The sequence below is a fragment of the Leptospira terpstrae serovar Hualin str. LT 11-33 = ATCC 700639 genome (assembly GCF_000332495.1).
Lineage (GTDB): Bacteria > Spirochaetota > Leptospiria > Leptospirales > Leptospiraceae > Leptospira_A > Leptospira_A terpstrae.
In genome coordinates, this window is record NZ_AOGW02000016.1 from 114,883 (window position 1) to 132,230 (window position 17,348).

General features: G+C 37.8%; 15 protein-coding genes. 6 read left to right on the forward strand and 9 right to left on the reverse strand.

Annotated features, from left to right (window positions below; genetic code table 11):
- The first annotated feature begins 37 nt into the window (after nucleotides 1-37).
- On the forward strand, nucleotides 38-1,000 hold the full coding sequence (locus LEP1GSC203_RS15855) for a putative glycoside hydrolase (protein WP_002975087.1): 963 nt from the start codon (nucleotides 38-40) through the stop codon (nucleotides 998-1,000).
- Nucleotides 1,001-1,049: 49 nt separating this feature from the next.
- On the opposite strand, the gene LEP1GSC203_RS15860 is transcribed toward LEP1GSC203_RS15855, so the two are convergent.
- The 4 genes from LEP1GSC203_RS15860 to LEP1GSC203_RS15875 form a co-directional block, all read right to left on the reverse strand.
- Nucleotides 1,050-2,072, reverse strand: coding sequence for a lipase secretion chaperone (locus tag LEP1GSC203_RS15860; RefSeq protein WP_002974998.1), 1,023 nt, complete (start codon nucleotides 2,070-2,072; stop codon nucleotides 1,050-1,052).
- A 94-nt stretch (nucleotides 2,073-2,166) separates the two neighbouring features.
- A complete protein-coding gene (locus LEP1GSC203_RS15865) occupies nucleotides 2,167-3,078 on the reverse strand; it encodes a lipase family alpha/beta hydrolase (protein WP_002975094.1) in 912 nt (303 codons plus the stop codon).
- Nucleotides 3,079-3,180: 102 nt separating this feature from the next.
- Nucleotides 3,181-4,218: a hypothetical protein gene (locus LEP1GSC203_RS15870; protein WP_002975148.1), complete on the reverse strand. Its 1,038-nt coding sequence runs from the start codon at nucleotides 4,216-4,218 to the stop codon at nucleotides 3,181-3,183.
- Nucleotides 4,219-4,300: 82 nt separating this feature from the next.
- Entirely contained in the window at nucleotides 4,301-5,413 is a 1,113-nt protein-coding gene (locus LEP1GSC203_RS15875; RefSeq protein ID WP_002975032.1) for a lipase family alpha/beta hydrolase, read from the reverse strand.
- A gap of 215 nt (nucleotides 5,414-5,628) precedes the next feature.
- On the opposite strand from LEP1GSC203_RS15875, the gene LEP1GSC203_RS15880 reads away from it, so the two are divergent.
- Nucleotides 5,629-6,489 carry a heparin lyase I family protein gene (locus LEP1GSC203_RS15880; protein WP_039938252.1) on the forward strand — a complete coding sequence of 287 codons (861 nt, stop codon included), beginning with the start codon at nucleotides 5,629-5,631 and terminating at the stop codon, nucleotides 6,487-6,489.
- Nucleotides 6,490-6,574: 85 nt separating this feature from the next.
- Here the strand turns inward: LEP1GSC203_RS15880 and radA are convergent, their stop codons facing one another.
- On the reverse strand, nucleotides 6,575-7,942 hold the full coding sequence (gene radA, locus LEP1GSC203_RS15885) for a DNA repair protein RadA (RefSeq protein ID WP_002975140.1): 1,368 nt from the start codon (nucleotides 7,940-7,942) through the stop codon (nucleotides 6,575-6,577).
- Nucleotides 7,942-8,580, reverse strand: a complete 639-nt coding sequence (locus tag LEP1GSC203_RS15890) for a ribonuclease D (RefSeq protein ID WP_002975064.1) — start codon at nucleotides 8,578-8,580, stop codon at nucleotides 7,942-7,944. Before LEP1GSC203_RS15890 ends, radA begins: the two co-directional genes overlap by 1 nt.
- 54 nt (nucleotides 8,581-8,634) lie before the next feature.
- On the opposite strand from LEP1GSC203_RS15890, the gene LEP1GSC203_RS15895 reads away from it, so the two are divergent.
- The 4 genes from LEP1GSC203_RS15895 to LEP1GSC203_RS15910 all read left to right on the forward strand — a co-directional run bounded on the left by LEP1GSC203_RS15895 (nucleotide 8,635) and on the right by LEP1GSC203_RS15910 (nucleotide 14,515).
- Nucleotides 8,635-10,521, forward strand: coding sequence for a glycoside hydrolase family 36 protein (locus LEP1GSC203_RS15895; protein WP_002975039.1), 1,887 nt, complete (start codon nucleotides 8,635-8,637; stop codon nucleotides 10,519-10,521).
- Between the two features lie 75 nt (nucleotides 10,522-10,596).
- Nucleotides 10,597-11,055 carry a putative lipoprotein gene (locus LEP1GSC203_RS15900; RefSeq protein WP_002975147.1) on the forward strand — a complete coding sequence of 153 codons (459 nt, stop codon included), beginning with the start codon at nucleotides 10,597-10,599 and terminating at the stop codon, nucleotides 11,053-11,055.
- Between the two features lie 353 nt (nucleotides 11,056-11,408).
- Entirely contained in the window at nucleotides 11,409-12,896 is a 1,488-nt protein-coding gene (locus LEP1GSC203_RS15905; protein WP_002975126.1) for a hypothetical protein, read from the forward strand.
- Nucleotides 12,893-14,515: a hypothetical protein gene (locus tag LEP1GSC203_RS15910; protein WP_002975095.1), complete on the forward strand. Its 1,623-nt coding sequence runs from the start codon at nucleotides 12,893-12,895 to the stop codon at nucleotides 14,513-14,515. The genes LEP1GSC203_RS15905 and LEP1GSC203_RS15910 overlap by 4 nt, the downstream gene beginning before the upstream one ends.
- Here the strand turns inward: LEP1GSC203_RS15910 and LEP1GSC203_RS15915 are convergent.
- From LEP1GSC203_RS15915 to LEP1GSC203_RS15925, 3 genes are read right to left on the reverse strand one after another with little or no spacing between them, the layout of a single operon-like run.
- Nucleotides 14,472-15,584: a SpoIIE family protein phosphatase gene (locus LEP1GSC203_RS15915; protein ID WP_002975028.1), complete on the reverse strand. Its 1,113-nt coding sequence runs from the start codon at nucleotides 15,582-15,584 to the stop codon at nucleotides 14,472-14,474. The genes LEP1GSC203_RS15910 and LEP1GSC203_RS15915 overlap by 44 nt on opposite strands.
- Nucleotides 15,585-15,611: 27 nt before the next feature.
- Entirely contained in the window at nucleotides 15,612-16,427 is an 816-nt protein-coding gene (locus LEP1GSC203_RS15920; RefSeq protein WP_002974991.1) for a hypothetical protein, read from the reverse strand.
- Entirely contained in the window at nucleotides 16,427-17,326 is a 900-nt protein-coding gene (locus LEP1GSC203_RS15925) for a histone deacetylase family protein (RefSeq protein ID WP_039938230.1), read from the reverse strand. Before LEP1GSC203_RS15925 ends, LEP1GSC203_RS15920 begins: the two co-directional genes overlap by 1 nt.
- Nucleotides 17,327-17,348 lie beyond the last annotated feature (22 nt).

Sequence of the window (17,348 nt, forward strand, 5' to 3'; positions counted from 1 at the left end):
AATTTCCGAACCAAATCAAAATCTTGTCATTACTACCATGAAACAACTCACGCTTTTGGTCCTTATACTATTCTTAGTTTCCTGTCAATCTGCGTCAAAGATTGAAAAAAGACAAAATTCAGATTCCTCTGGAATCACTCCCGATTTTATCGAAGGGCTATATATTAATACCAAAACCATAAGAGACAAAAAACGTTGGAGTTTGTTATTCCAAGTGATGAAAGATGCGGGTATGAACACTGCCGTTGTGGATATGCAACCCCATCCACCAACTCCAGAGCAGGTTACTGAAGCAAAGGCACTTGGATTTTATATGGTTGCAAGAGTTGTCAATTTTGAAGGTGGACTGATCGAAAAATCACCTAACGCAAATTTAATGAGCTCAATTCAAAAATCCATAAGAAAGGCTTGTGAACTTGGATTTCCAGAAATCCAGTTGGATTATATTCGTTATGCTGATGGTGGAACCAACTTCAGTATGAGTTACGAAAAACGTTACGAATCAATCCTTGGAATCATCAAGGAACATAAAGAAAAAACCAAAGAGAGTTGTTCCAAAGACACTCGTTGGACTGCCGATATTTTCGGTAGAGTTCCCTTTATCGAAAATGATGTGATTGGCCAAAGAGTAGAACCTTTTAGCGAAGAGTTGAATGGACTTTATCCAATGCTTTATCCCTCTCATTTTTACGGACTTACCAAACGAGTAGCAGATCCCTATGGGACGATCAAAGACGGACTCGATTTAACAGTCAAACGTGCCAAACAAGGTACCAAAGCCATTGCTTGGGTCCAAGGATTCAATATGATGGTAGGACCAAGTAAACTCAGTTATACTGACTACATCAAAGTACAAATGCAAGGGGCGAAAGATTCTTTAGGTCATGGATTTATTGTTTGGAATGCTGGAAATGAATATAAAGACACCATGAATGCCTATGAAAAATACAAATCAGAGCCCACTCCAAACAACCAGAAAGTTACCAAAAACGAAGAATAGTTTTTTACAAAACCATATAAACACCTAAAAAAACTAAACAGGCGGGAACTTATTTTCCCGCTTCTTCAATATTTTTTCGCCTAACATAGGCATCTGCTTCTTCTTCAGAACCCAAAAATTGAATTCTTAAGTCTTTGAGTTTCTTTTCTTTCTCCGTAGCAGATAGATTGGCATTATCTCTCAAAAAATCCTTTTCTTTAGATTCATATTTGGAAATCGATTCTTTGAATTTAGTTTCTTTCGCTCTTTCTTCTGCCAAATTCGCAGCACGTTCTTTTCCAAAGTATTTTGTTTCGATCCGGTTTAGATACTTTTCTTTTTCTTTGGGATCACTGATGGCGCTGAATTCTTTTTCCCGAAGGCTCATTTCCAGTTGGTAATGATCAAATTTGTCTTCTCTGGAAACGAGAGAATCGTAATAGGTTCCGTATGTTTTTTTCTTTAAGTCTTCAAATTGTTTTACCCTTTGTTCGGCCGGTAAGTTTGCTGATTGTTTAATAAAATTTTGACTTCCTTCCAAAAAGGAAACTTGGGACTCTTCCATACCAAAAATCAAATCTGCTTTGTCTTCTAAGACATCTCTTCGTTTTGCTTTAATTTTTTCATACAACTCGACAAAGGATAAGTCAGTTGGTTGCTCCCATTTTCTATATTCTTCTTCATAACGAAAGTATGCGAGGAAAAGATCTTTTACTTTTTCTTTATCAGGTGATTCATATTCGGAATCAATATAGGCAAGGATTGTTGCATTACACTGGTCTGGAGTGTATTCTGCTTTGCACTTACGACGTAATGCCCAAACTTCCCAAACGAAGTTGACCCTTCCAGATTTCAGATCGTCTAACAACTCTAAATAGGGTTTAGCCTTATCTTCACGAAAAGGAGAGATTGCTTCTTCCCAAAATCCTTCTCCTGTTCCGAGTGGTGAAATTCGTTCCATTGCCATTTGTTCTTCTGGACTGAGTGAGCTTTTAGATTGGTTTGTGGAGGAATCTTGTTTTAAAAAGTATAATAAACCTAAGAAAAAAATAAGAAATAATACAACGATGATAATAATTTTTTTGAAATCCATACTGACTATGATTGAAACCTAATGAGGAGTTTAGACAAAAATTGTTTGGAAAGAAAAAAGCCGGACTTGGTATCCGGCTTTTGGAAGAGGGTTTTTATAAACCAGCTTTTGCGTTTTTCGCGATGTTCAAGTAATGACCTTGCACATCGTAATAGTTTTGTCCGCTCCAAGCCAAGTTGGTTGCTTGTAAGTGGTCAATTCCAGTAGCAAACCAATAAGAAGAAGGTGTTCCTTTCCAAGCTCCCCATTTTTGAGAGTTCAATGGAACCACACCATCGTTTGCACCACCTAATCCATAAAACAATCCACCAGCCCAAGTGATCGGGTGAGTGAGTGCCATGATCGGGTGTTGGATGAGGTCAGCCCAAGCCATTTGACTTCCATAAGAATAGTATTTAATTCCAGAGTTGTTAGGTGAATTTGCGTTAAAAGTCTTCACATAACTTACTGTTAGTGATTTTCCCATAGCGATTACATCTTGCGGACGACCATCGCGATAAACTAATTTCGCAAGCAAACTAAGAGCTGAGTTTGCAAAAGGTTGCAACCAACTAGGAATCACTCCGAGAACGATATCAGCCATTGGAGCCCCTTGGTGAAGGGAATTGATAGTAGTCACTGTTTGTGTTTTTCCAGAAAATCCTAAATTGGAAACCATATAACGAATGACAAGTCCACCTTGGCTATGGCCCATCAAATGAACCTTAGAACAACCGTTTGCTGTCATCCAAGAGGAAACAGAAGATTGGATTTGGCTTGCACGAGTAGGAATTGAGTTTGTCGCAGAACTTCCAGGAGTGGTGACTTTTGCACCTTGGCTGCGAAGGTAACCGTCAAGGCCTCCCCAATACTTTACGAGTCCACCAGCAAGTCCCTGTGTATCATCAAAACCAAGGATTCCATGGACAAGTGCAATGCACTGACCATCAAGAGGACCGGCAAACAGACCGGAGGTGGGGACGGAGAGGAGGGTCGCTAAAACCCCAATCAAGATTTTCTTTTTCATATTTCACCTGAACTTTCTATGTTTTTACAATATTTGCTCACAAGAATGACATGAGTCAATAACTTATGGCAATATTAAGTCAAATGTTTCGGAACAATGTTCTTAATTAACACCGTACGTTCTCTCGTCCTGGGCACGGAAATAGCCACTTGCCTCTTCATTTTTGATGATCTCAGCCTCTTCTCCGAAGTATTGTTTCCGTAAACTATCTAGCTGCTTTTCATCCTCAGGAGTCATACCTCCCTTTTTTGAGGAGAGTTGGGTGCGTTTGTCGGAATACTTCTGTTGGTTTTGCCAAGCCTTCTCCCTTTCTTCTTCCAAAGCATCCCATCGACCGAGGGCAGCGCTGTCCATTCCCATAGCAGAACGGATCTCTCGGAGGGCAGATTTCCTTTCCCCATAAGAAAGCACCTTTAAGTCTTTTTGCACGGAAACCATAAATCCTTCTGTCAGTTGTTGGCGTTTGTTCTCCATAATCCGAGGATATTCTTTCCCAAATTGTTCTCTTAAAGTTTGTGAATAGTTACTTAGTTTCGCATCTAAATTCCCTGCCGGACTTTCTTTGATCCGTTTCAAAGTATCTCCTATGGCAGTCATTTTCTTTTCCATTGCCCAAATTTGATCAGCCTTTTCTCCAAACAAACGGTATCTTTCTTTCCATACCATTTGTCTTCGGGCCTCGTCCGACATAAGACCCACCTTACTCATGTTTGATTCTCTAAATTTATTATAATTATAAAGATTTTCTGACATTCTCATGAGCTCTAATACTTTATCAGGAAAGGCATAACCAAGAATTTGATTTAAAACTTTTACCCAATCGTTAGGATAGAGTTTAGGAAGGTCTTTCATCAACTCTTCAATCATAGCAATTTGCGCGGCAGGGTTTTCAATGTTCTTTCCATACTTTTCCTGCAGAATCCGCGCAATCTCTTCGACAGAATATTCCATAAGTTTATGGTCGCCGTAGTCTTCCGGTAAAGTAGGAAGCTCACGGCTCTCAAAGGTTTTTCCTTCCGTCAAAATGGATTCAAAGTCTTTTTGGTTTTTGTCTTTTCCTGGTCGAAGGAAAAGAATGATAAGAAAAATTAAGGATATAGATAACAGAACAATGTATAAGAATTTTTTATTTTTGATCATAATAAGAAACTAAAAGGTATTATTTTTTTTCGATGGATTGGAATCCATTAGCGGCAACGATATGCCGCTAATGATCTTTAAGTTAACCGCCTTTGGTTACGATAAACTCTAAGATGGATGCGTAAAATTCTTCTTCATCAAATGTATCTGGTGGAACACCAACTACATCTAAATGGTCTTGGCTCACAACAGAAGATTTGGAAGTCATCTGTGCGGAAGTTGGTGCATTTAAGTTACTTACATAACCTAATGTAGAATTTACGGTAATGGTATCGAAACAAATTGCACATTCGTTGTATTGCAAACGATATCCCATTTGTTGGGAGTTGATCCCTACGAGTCCATCATCATCACCATTCCCACGAGTTCCGTCACCTTTCCCTGCAGCACCATCATTGTCACAGTCGTCTAAACAATACCCATCACCATCAATATTGTAGAAACCTTCTTTCAATAAAAACAATGCTGGATTTGTATTAAGACTGTCTTGTGCTGTGATGATCGATGCCCAATAGTTTGCAGTATCGGCACTTACATTATAATTGTTGTTAAATGCCTTCATCCCAGTGGTAACACCATCTGTAGAAGAATAATCATTATATACCAATTGTTTTGCAGCCGCAACTCCGTCGTTTCCCGATCCGTAGATGGTATTTCCGAATAGTTTTGCAAGTGCATCAATCACAGAAGTCACACCAGGACCTAAATCCAAAATGTATTTTGCCGTAGGGGATCCTCTATGAGGGCTGGATACAGAAATCATCACATGGACCACTTGTCTTCCATATCTTGCACGTAATACCGCCGCAGCTTTTCTTGCATCAATTCCCCCTTGCGAGTGACCAACGATATTTACCTTGGTAGCTCCAGTGGAAGTCATATAGTTTTGTATGCGGTCAGCAAGTTGAGTTCCACGTACTTCCGAAGATTGGAAGGGAGTGACACTGGCGGCTAATGCCTTTTGACCGGAGTGAATGCTACCGTTACACGCTGTTTCCAAAAACTCGTCACAAGGATCACCAACAAAGGTACCGTAATCGTTACCGAAGTAGTAGTATCCAAGTAAGTTGTCAAATCCGGAAAGCCCATGAGCAAATACCACCGGATATACTGTTTTCCTTGCACCAGCATGCAACCCAGTCGAAACGACAAGGAGGGCGATGAGGCAAACAAGGTTTCTCTTTTTAAAGTTCATAAATCACCTCTGAACAATCTACAAACCAGTACAAAATGTACGGATTTTGTCAAGCCAATTGTGTTAAATTTGTGTTAAATTGATATATTTAGTGCATATACTGAAGTTTTAGAAACATTTTAGACACACTTTAGGGATTTCTCTACGAAAAGGAAACTTGAAAAATGGCGGATGGATTTGTGAACTTAGTTCGTCTACAACCTGAGGAGAGGATCATGAAGACCCAATTGCTTAAATTCCTGACTTTAGGGATCTATCTCGGAATATGTTTCGCATTTTTCCAGTGCCAGAAGAAAGTAGAAGACCAAACGACAGACATTCTATTTGGTACTGCCCTTGCTTACCAAGCGGCCACTTCCATCACCTGTACCAGCGACCAATTGAATAAAACCCAAAATGCAAGGATCTTCCAAACTAGTTTCGAGTCCTCTTCAGAATTTGCTTCTTTTTATTCAGTTCCCTCTCCCTACCAGTCTGTTGCTACCCACGGCCAAAGCACTGAACAAAAACGTACTGGAACTTATTCTCATAAGGCTTCGATACTTGGGTTAGGACCTACTTGCCTTTACCCACAAAATTGTAACCATAGAGGGTATCCCACAATTCAGCTGAACAAACTTCCGTCAGGTGGTTTTAAAACCCCAGTGTTAATCGAGTTTTATGTATATTTGGATATGAATTTTCAGAGTCATTCTGATTGGTTTAGTTTTGCTACTTACTCTGCTGATCCGAGTGACCAGTGGAGGCGAGTGGTACTAATCAACATGGATTCAAAAAATTATGCCTATTTGATGCATGTCCCTTTTCATAACCAAAGCCAACACAGTTACCAAAATACAACCCTTGGTTTTCCGCAGCGCCAATGGACCAAACTAACGACTTGCCTTGACTTTTCTCCCACAGGCGGAATGGCCAAAGTTTGGATGGATGGAACTTTGATTTCCACTGCTACCGTGTCTGGTGGGTGTGGTGTTTTGGAACAAGCTCACTTTGGATTGTATGCCTCTCCTACTTTGAGTTCTGGTTCAGTGTATAATGATGACTTACGTATAGAAGAAGTGACAAGTTGCCCATAGGGAAATGTTAAATTTTAAATAAATATCTAAGATTCTATTTAGATAGAAAAACAGGCGCTTACCGATGAATCTATTTTATAAAAAACTAAAAACCTAATTCTTTTAAATGTTTTACAGGAGTGAGTTCTAAAGAAGTAAAAACTCCTTCAACTTCTTTGAAGTTCCCTTGGGGAATAAAGACTTTGGAGATTCCAATTCCTGCAAGTTCCTTCAATCGTAAGCTAATTTGACCCACACTACGCACTTCTCCTGAAAGACCTACTTCCCCTAAAAATCCAATTTCTCTGGAGACCGGTTTGTCTTTAAACGAAGAAGCAATCGATGCCGCAATCGCTAAATCGAGACTTGGTTCATCAATGCTTAAGCCCCCAGCTAAATTGCTAAAGATATCTGATTCGGATAATGGAAATCCCAAATACTTTTCGAGGACTGCGGAAAGTAAAATCACACGGCGGTTGTCTAGACCCTCCGCCATACGACGCGCTTGTCCGTATGAGGATTTTGTGACTAACGCCTGTACTTCGACGCTAATGGCACGTGACCCTTCCATCACAGAAGATAAAACACTCCCTGAACGTTCTTCGGACTCAGGAGAAATAAACAATCGATGACGATCTAAAACTTGTTTTAAACCACCAAATACCATTTCAAATATCGCAGTGTCTCCCACTGCCCCGAATCTGTTTTTGACAGCACGTAAAATTCGATAATAATTAAACCTGTCTCCTTCAAAATACAAAACAGTATCTACCAAATGTTCTAACACTTTGGGGCCGGCAATTTGTCCATCTTTGGTGATGTGACCAATAAGAAAAATGGGAACGGAAGTTCTTTTGGCAGTTTCTAAAAAGATTTGTGAAGATTCACGCAGTTGAGTGATGGTCCCTGCTTGGTTGACTAAACTTTCTTTGAGTATGGTTTGGATAGAATCTATAAAAACCACTCTGGGTTTTAAGTCAGAAATCATTTGGGAAATATTTTCTGCATATACTTCCGAAGAAAGGAGGATGTTTTCTGAAGTGACACCCATCCGTTTGGCACGAAGTCCAATTTGGGAAGCCGACTCTTCTCCTGAAATGTACAAAACCTTTCCTTCGTTTGCAATGTTTTTGGCAATTTCGAGAACTAGGGTTGACTTACCCACTCCTGGCTCCCCACCGACTAACACCAAACTTCCGGGAACAATCCCACCACCCAGAACCAAATCAAGTTCGCTAAATCCTGTAGTGGTACGAATGTGAGCATCACTCACTACAGAACCTATGGATTTGGGATCGGTATACCTTCTGTCTTTTGGTTTTTCAAATACAGGAGAATCAAATCGACCCGTAGAGGTGATCCCCACTTCATCGATTTGATTCCATTCCCCGCAGGATGGACATTTTCCTGCCCAACGACTGAAGGTATCCCCACAAGACTTACATTGGTATTGGGGAAGTTGTTTTTTTGCCATCAGTGTTCAAAAAGATTTGGCACTTCCAAAAGATCCAGTTCCACCTGTGTTTCCAAAAAAGCAAAACAACGTTCCGCAAGAGCAAACCTATTTTCTCGAATCATCATCTCTGTAAGAATAGACTCGAGAGCAATGAGAAACCGAACATCTGTGGATGCATAATCCACTTGGTCTTTGGTAAGAATTTTTTTGCCCCAATCGGAGCTTTGATTTTTTTTATCGATATTTTCTTCAAAAAATTCGCGAATGAGTTCCTTTAATCCGTGTTTGTCGGTGTAGGTTCTGGCAAGTTTACTTCCAATTTTTGTGCAAAATACATTTTGTACTTTGATACCAAGCCTTGCTCGGAGAAAGGTCATGTCCATTCTTGCGAAATGAAAGATCTTTGTGATGTCTTTGGATTCAAATAATTTTTGAATATGAGGAGCTTCTTTTTGTCCAGGGAGAATTTGAACGAGAGCGACTTTATTTTTGGAATCGGAAATTTGTACGACACAGAGTCTGTCCCTTCTGGGATTGAGCCCCATCATTTCACAATCCACAGCCAACCGGTCATCCTTTTTGAAGGCTTCAAAGAAATCTTCGTTCAGATCTCCTTGGAGGACGACTGGTTTTATAGTTGAACGTTTTTGGGTCATAATGGCTTACTATGGAAACCACCCTATCAAAATCATCAAATAGATTTTTCCAAGATGAAAATTCAATACAGAGTTCATAATTCAGTCACTATTTCGAACTTCCTTCCTATTAAGGCGGGGGTTTACCAATCCGAATGTAAAAAATTCGAACTTTTACTTACGTCCAATTCCGATCCGAAAACGGGTACGGTCCTCAGTCCTAAACTCATTTGGCGAGAATCCACAAGGCCCGAAGTCGGATTTTCTGTTGACCATTTGGAATTGGAGCTTGCGATTCTACCCGATGGCGGCGGTTATTCCCTCTTCCAACATGGTTACCAGTCCTGGTCCATCTCAAGGAAAGTGGAAAGTACAAACGTTGACAAACCTCCGTTTTTATCCTTTTTACAATACTCACAAGAGAATATTTATTCCAAACACGAATCCAAAGTGGGAAAGTTTATTTCCGAATACCTAACACTTGTTTTTAACAAAGAAACAGGAAATGGAATTTTATATGCACCCATCGAACAAGGAGAATTTGGAACCAAATTTGAAGTTGTTTTAGGTGATTCAGGAAATGTAACATCCGTTAAAGTCATTTATGATGTACATTGTTTGCCAGACCTTCGTCCCAATGCAAAACTAAGCATTGCTAAAATCAAAGTCCTTCCTTTCAAAGGACAACCGGAAGCAAAACTTGCAAAATACTTTGAAGAATTAGGAATTAAAGAAGGCCCAGGCAATTTACCTAAAAAAGTCCCCACGGGTTGGTGTTCTTGGTATTATTATTATACTAAAATTGATCAAAAAACCATTTTAGACAACCTAGCAAAAGTTAGAGAATTAAACCTCCCTTTTGAATTTTTTCAAATTGATGATGGGTACCAAAAGGAAATTGGAGACTGGCTTGTTCCCAACGATAAATTTCCCGGTGGGATGCGAATCCTTGCGGATGAAATCAAACGAGTAGGACTCAAACCTGGGATCTGGCTTGCACCCTTTCTTGTTAGAAAAAAATCCGAATTTTTTCGTAAGTATCCAGAAGCAATCCTCAAAGACCAAAATGGAAAACCTGTTCCTGCCATCTACCAACCACTTTGGGGAAGAGGGTATACCTATGCTCTCGACATCACTCACCCCACTGCCCTCGCTTATATAGAAAAAGTTTTTTCAACTATAGTCAAAGAATGGGGATATCCTTATTTAAAACTGGACTTTCTCTATGCTGGCCTTCTTCCGGGAGATGTGTATAACAAAAGTTTATCGCCACAAGCTAGGTATCGAAATGCATTAGAGCTCATTCGAAAAGTAGTTGGTAAAAATACCTTTTTACTCGGATGCGGTGCACCCATGTTGCCTTCCGTTGGAATTTTTGATGGGATGCGTATCTCTTGTGATGTCGCACCATTTTGGTATCCAGAAAAGTTACGTGTTTTCTTAAAAGATAGAAATGCCCTTTGCACAAGAACAGCTCTAATCAATGACATCACTCGTTCCTCTATGCATAGACATCTTTGGTTGAATGATCCCGATTGCCTTCTTGTTCGCAAAAAAAGAAATAAAATGAACGAAGCACAAACAAAACTGATGGCTTCCGTCATGGCAGTGTCAGGTGGGATGTTACTCGTATCCGATGATTTAACTAAATTAGAAACAGATCGTTTGGATCTATTAAAAAAGGCATTCCAACTCAATCGGGAATGCCAAGCCTATACCCCAGTTCCGATTGGTATTTTTCAAGATGAATTCCCACCAGCCATGTACAATCCTGCTGGATACCTTGGTATTTGGAATCCAACGGAAGAAGAACAAACCATTCGTGCCGCAGTTCCCCAAGGATTAAAAACCAAAGAACCATTTTTGGACTTTTGGACAGGTACAATGGTCAACCTAAGGATCATTGGTGGTCATTTTGAAATCACCTTACCTCCCTTTGGATCTGTCGTTGTTGCCGTTTGATCGAGAAAATTAATTGACGGTTTAGGGAATTGGCTTAGAATCTTTGCAATTCGTCGTAAGAGGTTTTTTATGCGTATGATTAAACATTTGAGTGTAGTTTCCGTAATTGCGGTACTTATTTCATTTAACAACTGTTCTTTCTTGGATTCTGCTTCAGGTAGCGTGAGTCGATTAGGTGTATCTGTTTCTGATTCTGCATCTGCCCTTGTAAAATCAGTATCGAACAGTATCTCTTCTATTTCTGATGAAGGAAAAGAAAAAGCAATGAACCAATACAAAGAAGATGTAATTGCTAGTGTTGCATTACAAATTCGTTACGAAAACCAAAAACAAGAATTGGAAAACCAACTATCTTCAATTGCTAAATCACACGGTGTTGTAGCATGGAGATCAAATAGTGCAACTTACATTGCTATTGGACAGGGATTAAAACAAGCTAATCTTTCTCCTTCTGAAATGAAGATGGTAGCGTCTGACGTTGCAAAACAAAATGCAGTAGTCGCAAAACTAATCTTAAACGGGTACAATCTATAATCCAGATCGTCTTTGGGCGGAACCAAACCGCCCATTCCTTTATTTTTTACCTAACTTTTTTCTTTTTATTATTTCCCCTACATTCTCAAACTAATTCAAATCCTTATGGTTTTTTATATATAGATTCTAATTCTGGTCAATCCAGTGGCGGACATTCTGCACTCCGGTTTGGAGATAGAGTTTACCATTTACAATATTCTTTTGAAGATAAAATCTTCCATATTGTTAGAGAACCTTGGCATGACTTTCGATTCCAATATGGAGTAGTCCAAAATCGAAATATAGAGTTTTACGAGTGGGAATTATCGGACTCTTCAAAACGTCTTTTAAGACAAAAATGGAATGAACTTTATTTGGTTCAGGAAACTCATATTCAAAACCAAAAAAAGTTAGAAAAGGAATGGGAAATCGCCGAAAATTCATTAGCGAATCAGCGTAACGCTTTGCCAATTTCTGGATTTGGTTATTTTACAAATATCTTTGATCCTGAATCCCCAATTCCAATGTTATTTTCTTTATCCAAAAATGAAAAAGAAACGTTAAAAAAGTCAATTGCCATTTGGAATGAAAAATCTAAGACGATTCACCTAACCAATAACAATCCTATTTTACCAAATACAGACTCTCCATATCAACTGATCCGTTCTATTCAAACCAAAACTGACCAATTCGATATCACACAGAAAAAAATTTTTGTTCGTAAATTTCTTTTAGATCCTGTATTACTTTATCAACCAGCATTTTTACAATTGGATGGGTCTGAATTTAAACTTAGTGAACCAGAAATAAAAATATGGAATCATTATCTTGGCCGGTTGGTCCAAGACTTACGATCCTGCCTATTTCAAGAGGATTGTAATGAATGGGAAGAGATGACATTACTCATCAGAATCCTTTACATACAAAATTCCATTACAGAAAAAACCATTGTCTTTCCAAAAAAAAATATGGATGGTTTCCAATACCTTCCTGTTGTCGAATTACCGGAATCGGTTATGGACACCAAACAGAGAGAATATGCTTTGTTATTTGCTTCGAACAAAAAAATCTTTGCTTCTGGATATGATCCTATCCATTTTTTCAATTGGGAATCGTTTCTTGTTCGTTACCAAGGATTTTTAGAATCGGGAGTGCCACCAGAGGGAATTGAATTCAATTGGGTAGGATACAATCCTTATCAAAATTCAGATCGAAACCTGAACCATTTTGACAATTTAGAAATTGAACGAACCGAAAAAAATTATAAAACCTATACAAAGGAAATCCAAAATCTCTACTCCTACCACTTGACACATCAAAATTGTACATCGGAACTCTTTCGTTATATGAATGAAATGTTTCCAGAGGGACGTGTAGGAAACGAAACATTCTGGGATCCATTGTCAAGTCAGGTAGTAAGCCTAAATTTTATTCCAGCAGTGGCCGCATGGAAACTAACATCCAATTCCGGCACCAAACAACGAAAAGTTTATCCTTCCTACAGAAACCTAAAGAGAAAAAAAATCGCAAACTTTACAGAAAAACATTTTAAAGAAAGTTTTGTCCTGAGTTCTAAAATTTATAAACAAAACCCAATGGATCATCCCTTTTTATTTTTCACTGAAGAAACAATTTGGAACCGTCCCCTCTTGGGATTGGCAAATACAGTTTTTGGGATTGGCTATACAGGAATAGGAGTTTTCAGTGCTCCCTTTGATAAAGGTAGTCGGTTTTCCAAAGGAACAGAGACTGTATTTTATAGCCTTCCTGAACTTGTGTTTTTTAATATCCGTAAAGGACATTTTCCTTTTATTGCTGCAGAAGAAATACCAAAAGAATATTATTTAAAAGAATCCTTATGAAAACAGCTTTTTTATATCTTCCTTACCTTTTCCTTTTAGGTTACCAATTTTTTCCCACAAAACCTTGGTTCCTTCCTGGAGAGCCGATTGTTTACATAATCATTTCTATCTTCTTTATCATTCTTCAATCCTTCTTTCTTTATAAAAAGGAAACTAATCCTCGTTTTGTGACCGAGTGGAAAACCCATATTCCATCCAACTGGATTCTAGCTTTTCTTTTTTTTATTTGTTTGGTGTTGTTTCCTATTAGGAATATGGATTGGGGTGATGGACTCCTCCTTTTGGAAACCAATCTTTTAGAAACAAAACTCTTCGGGTTCCAATTCACCTTGGATGAAATTTTGGAAACTGTCCTTCATAGCCAGGTTTCCAACTTTTTTACATTCCTTGGTTTTCCTGAAGATCCAAGAATTTCTTATACATTTTTATCTCAAATAGCAGGGATAGGAATCTTATTCGGTTTTTTGTGGTCTGCAAATAAAAATCATAAATCTAATATTGTTTCCATTCTCATCCTACTTTCATCAGGTGGAATTTTACTCACCTTTGGTTATGCAGAAAACTATACTTTAGTCACAGCATGCCATCTTCTCTTATATATTTTTGTATCTAGATATGTCCAAAACCCAAAAGACAACAATCTATTGTTGTATGGAGCCACAACTCTTGTAGCAGTCTCTATGTTATTTCATTTGGTGTCTGGATATTTAGTAATTTTACTTGTATACGTATGGTATGTTCATTCACCTAAAGATAAAAAACTAAAACACTTACTCATTTGTAGTTTTATTGGATTTGGTATTCTTCTTCCTGGGTTTATATATTTTTTATTCTTCCATGACCCGGCGATCGATAGAAACAGCACACATTTGATCCACCCTCCCTTTTATCCCAAAAGCCGATTGTTATCTTTGAATCATATCAAAGAAATCCTCAGTGTTTTGTATTGGAATGCTTCAATCGCTACTTTGTTTTTATTATATCAGTTTTTCTTTTTCAAAAAAGATTGGAAGGCATTTGTTAAAAGGCCGGAAACAAAAACTACTTTGGTCGCAAGTTTTGCATTTTTTCTCCACGGGTTCTTTCACAATCCTCAGTTAGGATTCCCTGCGGACTGGGACCTTATGGGATTTTATTGGTTACCCATCACGTTTTTGGCTCATGAGTTTTGGATCCAATCTCAAGAAGTTTCTCTCGAATGGATTCCTGTTTTTATTTTTGGAACAGTAATTGTGATTTTTTCAGCGGTAACGTTAAACAAAACAAATTCTAATAAAGAAATTCTTTGGGAAGTAACTAAAACAACAATTCAAAGTTATGTGACAGAAAACAAATCGTATATAGATAGATTACCAAAAGAAGATAAAAAGTTTTTTGCTAAAGGTGATTTTCTTTTTTACAAAGGAGGAGTGATTACCTCTCAACTCTGTGATTTTCCTTTAAAAAAAGAAATCATTCGGAAAATGAACTTACACAGAAAAGAATGGAAACATGGATTTGAAACAGGAACTTTCAGGTCCAAGGAACCACTCGGTCAATTTTTGACCGAAGCTACAAAAACTAATATAGAATATATTAAATCTCTAGAAGTAAATAAGATATGTCATCCGACGCCTTAGAAGAAGTTTCTAAGTATTGGATATAATTTGAGATCTCAGTTTTCATTCCTTCTACACGAGTCGAACCTCCAGGAAGCTGGATTAAAGTTTGAACCAAAGGATGGGTGCTAGAAGCAAGTAATCCATCCGAATACAAAAAGAGAATGTCCCCTTCTTCTACTTGGATTTCATTTTCTGCAAATTCCATATCTTTCAGAATTCCTAAAATTTGACCAGACTGGTCTTGTAAGATCAAAGGAGCTCGACTTTCCTTTTGAAAAACAATGGGAAAGGGATGTCCACCCCTGGCATAAGTGATTTTTTTCTTAGGATGATCCACAACAATACTAATGGCTGTCATACTATGAGTTCCAATTTCATTACAAAGCTCACCGTTCAATCGAGAAAGTAACTCGGAAGGTGCCACTGTTGTTGTTCGAGCTAGTTCCTTATGAATCGTTGTCATAAGAATAGCAATCAGGCCAGATGTCACACCATGACCTTCGATATCACCCATCAAAATCAATGTTTTATCTTCTCCCAAAGGTAAAACTTGAAAAAAATCACCAGATACAAAACTAACAGGTTTTATATCTGCATATATTTTGTGAGCAAGCGAAGGTAAATTCATTGTTTTTGTTTGAATTTTAGCAGCAAGTCTAAGGTCTCGTTTAATGGACTCATCCATAGACTCTTTATCTTTTAAAAAATTATAATATTCAAAAGCACGAGAAATCGCAGCTTCAATTGATTTGGTATGAAATGGTTTTAGAATAAAATCAGAAGCTCTGTGATAAAGAGAAGAAACGACAGTTTGTATATCATGTTCCCCAGTCATCATAAGAACTTGGGTTTTTGAATCATAAGCTTTGATTTTCGGCAAGAGGTCTAGCCCAGATGTTTGTGGCATATTGACATCTAAAAATACGATGGGATTCCTTTCCCCTTCGAAGTATTCCAAACCTTGCAGGGGGTTAGTAAAATACCTTACAAAATAACCCAGTCCATTGATGATGAGTTCAAGAGTTTCACATATTTCTGTATCATCATCTATGATTAGAATCTCGGGTTTAAAAGAATATTCGGACATCTACTATATTATCGGCTTTGGTCGGTCTTACTTTGAGACCAATGTGAATTTTAGTTTTTCTTTCACTTCCTCTACTTTCTTAAAATAGGCCTCATGGAAAACCTTTTTCTCCAAATAAACATCGGTACAGGAAATCATCTCTCCATATTTCCACTCGTAAGGATCGCCATTTTCATAACGAACTCTGTTCTGGTGGATTTGAGAAGATAAACTACGTAAATTTGTTCCACGAAAATTTTTCACAAGAGCACGAAACGTTCCTTCTTTTTCAGGATCAATAAAACGAAATTTGCGAGAAAACAAAACGGCATCATGAAAGTATTCGGGAACATTAAAGGCACCAGATGTTCCAAGTTTTTTGGAGAGGCCACGTATAAAATCGGTAAATTCGTTTAGAACATTTAAGCCCGGGTATTCTTGTCCAAAGTACAATTCCTTTTTAAGATCTCCAGGTTCAAAATTAATATTTTGAGTGAGGAGCCAATCAATATAAATCATAGGGAACTGTTCATCGTCACCCTTTAATTGAAATTGAGAAACTTTCAAACGTGTATGAACTAAGATTTTTCTATTTTCTGATTTTATATAAATTCTATTATCATAATCATTAAGAATTTCTAACTCAATGATAGAGTTATAAAACCCTCGTTTTTCCACAGCAGTGATTAAACCTGCATTTACTAACATCTGTTCTACTTCGTAATGAGTGAACCTATTAAATAATTTAGGTTCCATATTTAATGAAGTATTTAATTCTTTTGATACATCTACTAAAGACAAATCATCTAAATCAAGCCAATCGGATTGGTTTTTCTTTTTGTCTGTAGAGGAAAAAACTCCCATTACTTTTCACCAAATGCAGTGATTGTGTTAAAATGAATTTCAACCGTGTCGCGAAAGTCTCGTGCATAACCGCCCGCAAGAGTCACAACACAAGGTACACGCAGCGACTCTGCAAACTTACGAACCATCAAATCTCGTTCTTTCAGACCTTTCATGGAAATTTTTAATTCTCCAAGAGAATCATCTTCATAAGGATCAGCACCTGCAACATAATAAATTATATGGGAATCAAAATCTTTCTGAATTTGATTTAATGAAGTTTCTAATGTAGTTAGATACTCATCGTCTTTAGTATTTGGTTCTAAATTCACATCTAAGTTAGATACTTCTTTCTTTGGATAAAGATTACCTTGATGCATCGAAAATGTGAAAACCTTGTCATCATATTGAAAAATATACGAATTTCCATTACCTTGATGCAAATCTAAGTCAATGATGAGTGCATTTATATTCGGATTTGTTTCTTTTTGTTTCCGTATAGCAATTGCTACATCATTTAAATAACAAAAACCTTCCGCTTTATCCGGAAAACTATGGTGGTATCCTCCGCCCATATTAAAGGCAAATTGAAACTTTTTAGATAGTTCTGCTGCCATTATGGTGCCGCCAACACCATACATAAAACTTTCCACAATACTTCGATTAAGTGGAAGTTCCGAATACATGGTTCGCGAAGTGTGTTCATAACTAAACAAATCATCCAAGTATTCTTTAGTATGAACGAGTTCTAAATCTGCTTCTTCTGCTTTTTTAGGTAGCAAAATGTCCCAAGATGCATATACAGGATCTCTTTTGACACGATTATAAAGATGAGAATACTTATGAGCCGGGAACACATGACCCGGTAATTCGAGATTGTACGAAGAATGGTAGATGAGAGCGAGTGCATTAGATGCCATTAAAATGATATTTTTGTTAAAA

What these genes read in the sequence shown, in the direction of transcription:
- LEP1GSC203_RS15925 (WP_039938230.1), bottom strand. Translation starts at nt 17,326, where the DNA reads ATGGCATCTAATGCACTCGCTCTCATCTACCATTCTTCGTACAATCTC.
- LEP1GSC203_RS15890 (WP_002975064.1), bottom strand. Translation starts at nt 8,580, where the DNA reads ATGACCCAAAAACGTTCAACTATAAAACCAGTCGTCCTCCAAGGAGAT.
- LEP1GSC203_RS15900 (WP_002975147.1), top strand. Translation starts at nt 10,597, where the DNA reads ATGATTAAACATTTGAGTGTAGTTTCCGTAATTGCGGTACTTATTTCA.
- LEP1GSC203_RS15910 (WP_002975095.1), top strand. Translation starts at nt 12,893, where the DNA reads ATGAAAACAGCTTTTTTATATCTTCCTTACCTTTTCCTTTTAGGTTAC.
- LEP1GSC203_RS15870 (WP_002975148.1), bottom strand. Translation starts at nt 4,218, where the DNA reads ATGATCAAAAATAAAAAATTCTTATACATTGTTCTGTTATCTATATCC.
- LEP1GSC203_RS15920 (WP_002974991.1), bottom strand. Translation starts at nt 16,427, where the DNA reads ATGGGAGTTTTTTCCTCTACAGACAAAAAGAAAAACCAATCCGATTGG.
- LEP1GSC203_RS15855 (WP_002975087.1), top strand. Translation starts at nt 38, where the DNA reads ATGAAACAACTCACGCTTTTGGTCCTTATACTATTCTTAGTTTCCTGT.
- LEP1GSC203_RS15860 (WP_002974998.1), bottom strand. Translation starts at nt 2,072, where the DNA reads ATGGATTTCAAAAAAATTATTATCATCGTTGTATTATTTCTTATTTTT.
- LEP1GSC203_RS15880 (WP_039938252.1), top strand. Translation starts at nt 5,629, where the DNA reads ATGAAGACCCAATTGCTTAAATTCCTGACTTTAGGGATCTATCTCGGA.
- radA (WP_002975140.1), bottom strand. Translation starts at nt 7,942, where the DNA reads ATGGCAAAAAAACAACTTCCCCAATACCAATGTAAGTCTTGTGGGGAT.
- LEP1GSC203_RS15895 (WP_002975039.1), top strand. Translation starts at nt 8,635, where the DNA reads ATGAAAATTCAATACAGAGTTCATAATTCAGTCACTATTTCGAACTTC.
- LEP1GSC203_RS15875 (WP_002975032.1), bottom strand. Translation starts at nt 5,413, where the DNA reads ATGAACTTTAAAAAGAGAAACCTTGTTTGCCTCATCGCCCTCCTTGTC.
- LEP1GSC203_RS15865 (WP_002975094.1), bottom strand. Translation starts at nt 3,078, where the DNA reads ATGAAAAAGAAAATCTTGATTGGGGTTTTAGCGACCCTCCTCTCCGTC.
- LEP1GSC203_RS15915 (WP_002975028.1), bottom strand. Translation starts at nt 15,584, where the DNA reads ATGTCCGAATATTCTTTTAAACCCGAGATTCTAATCATAGATGATGAT.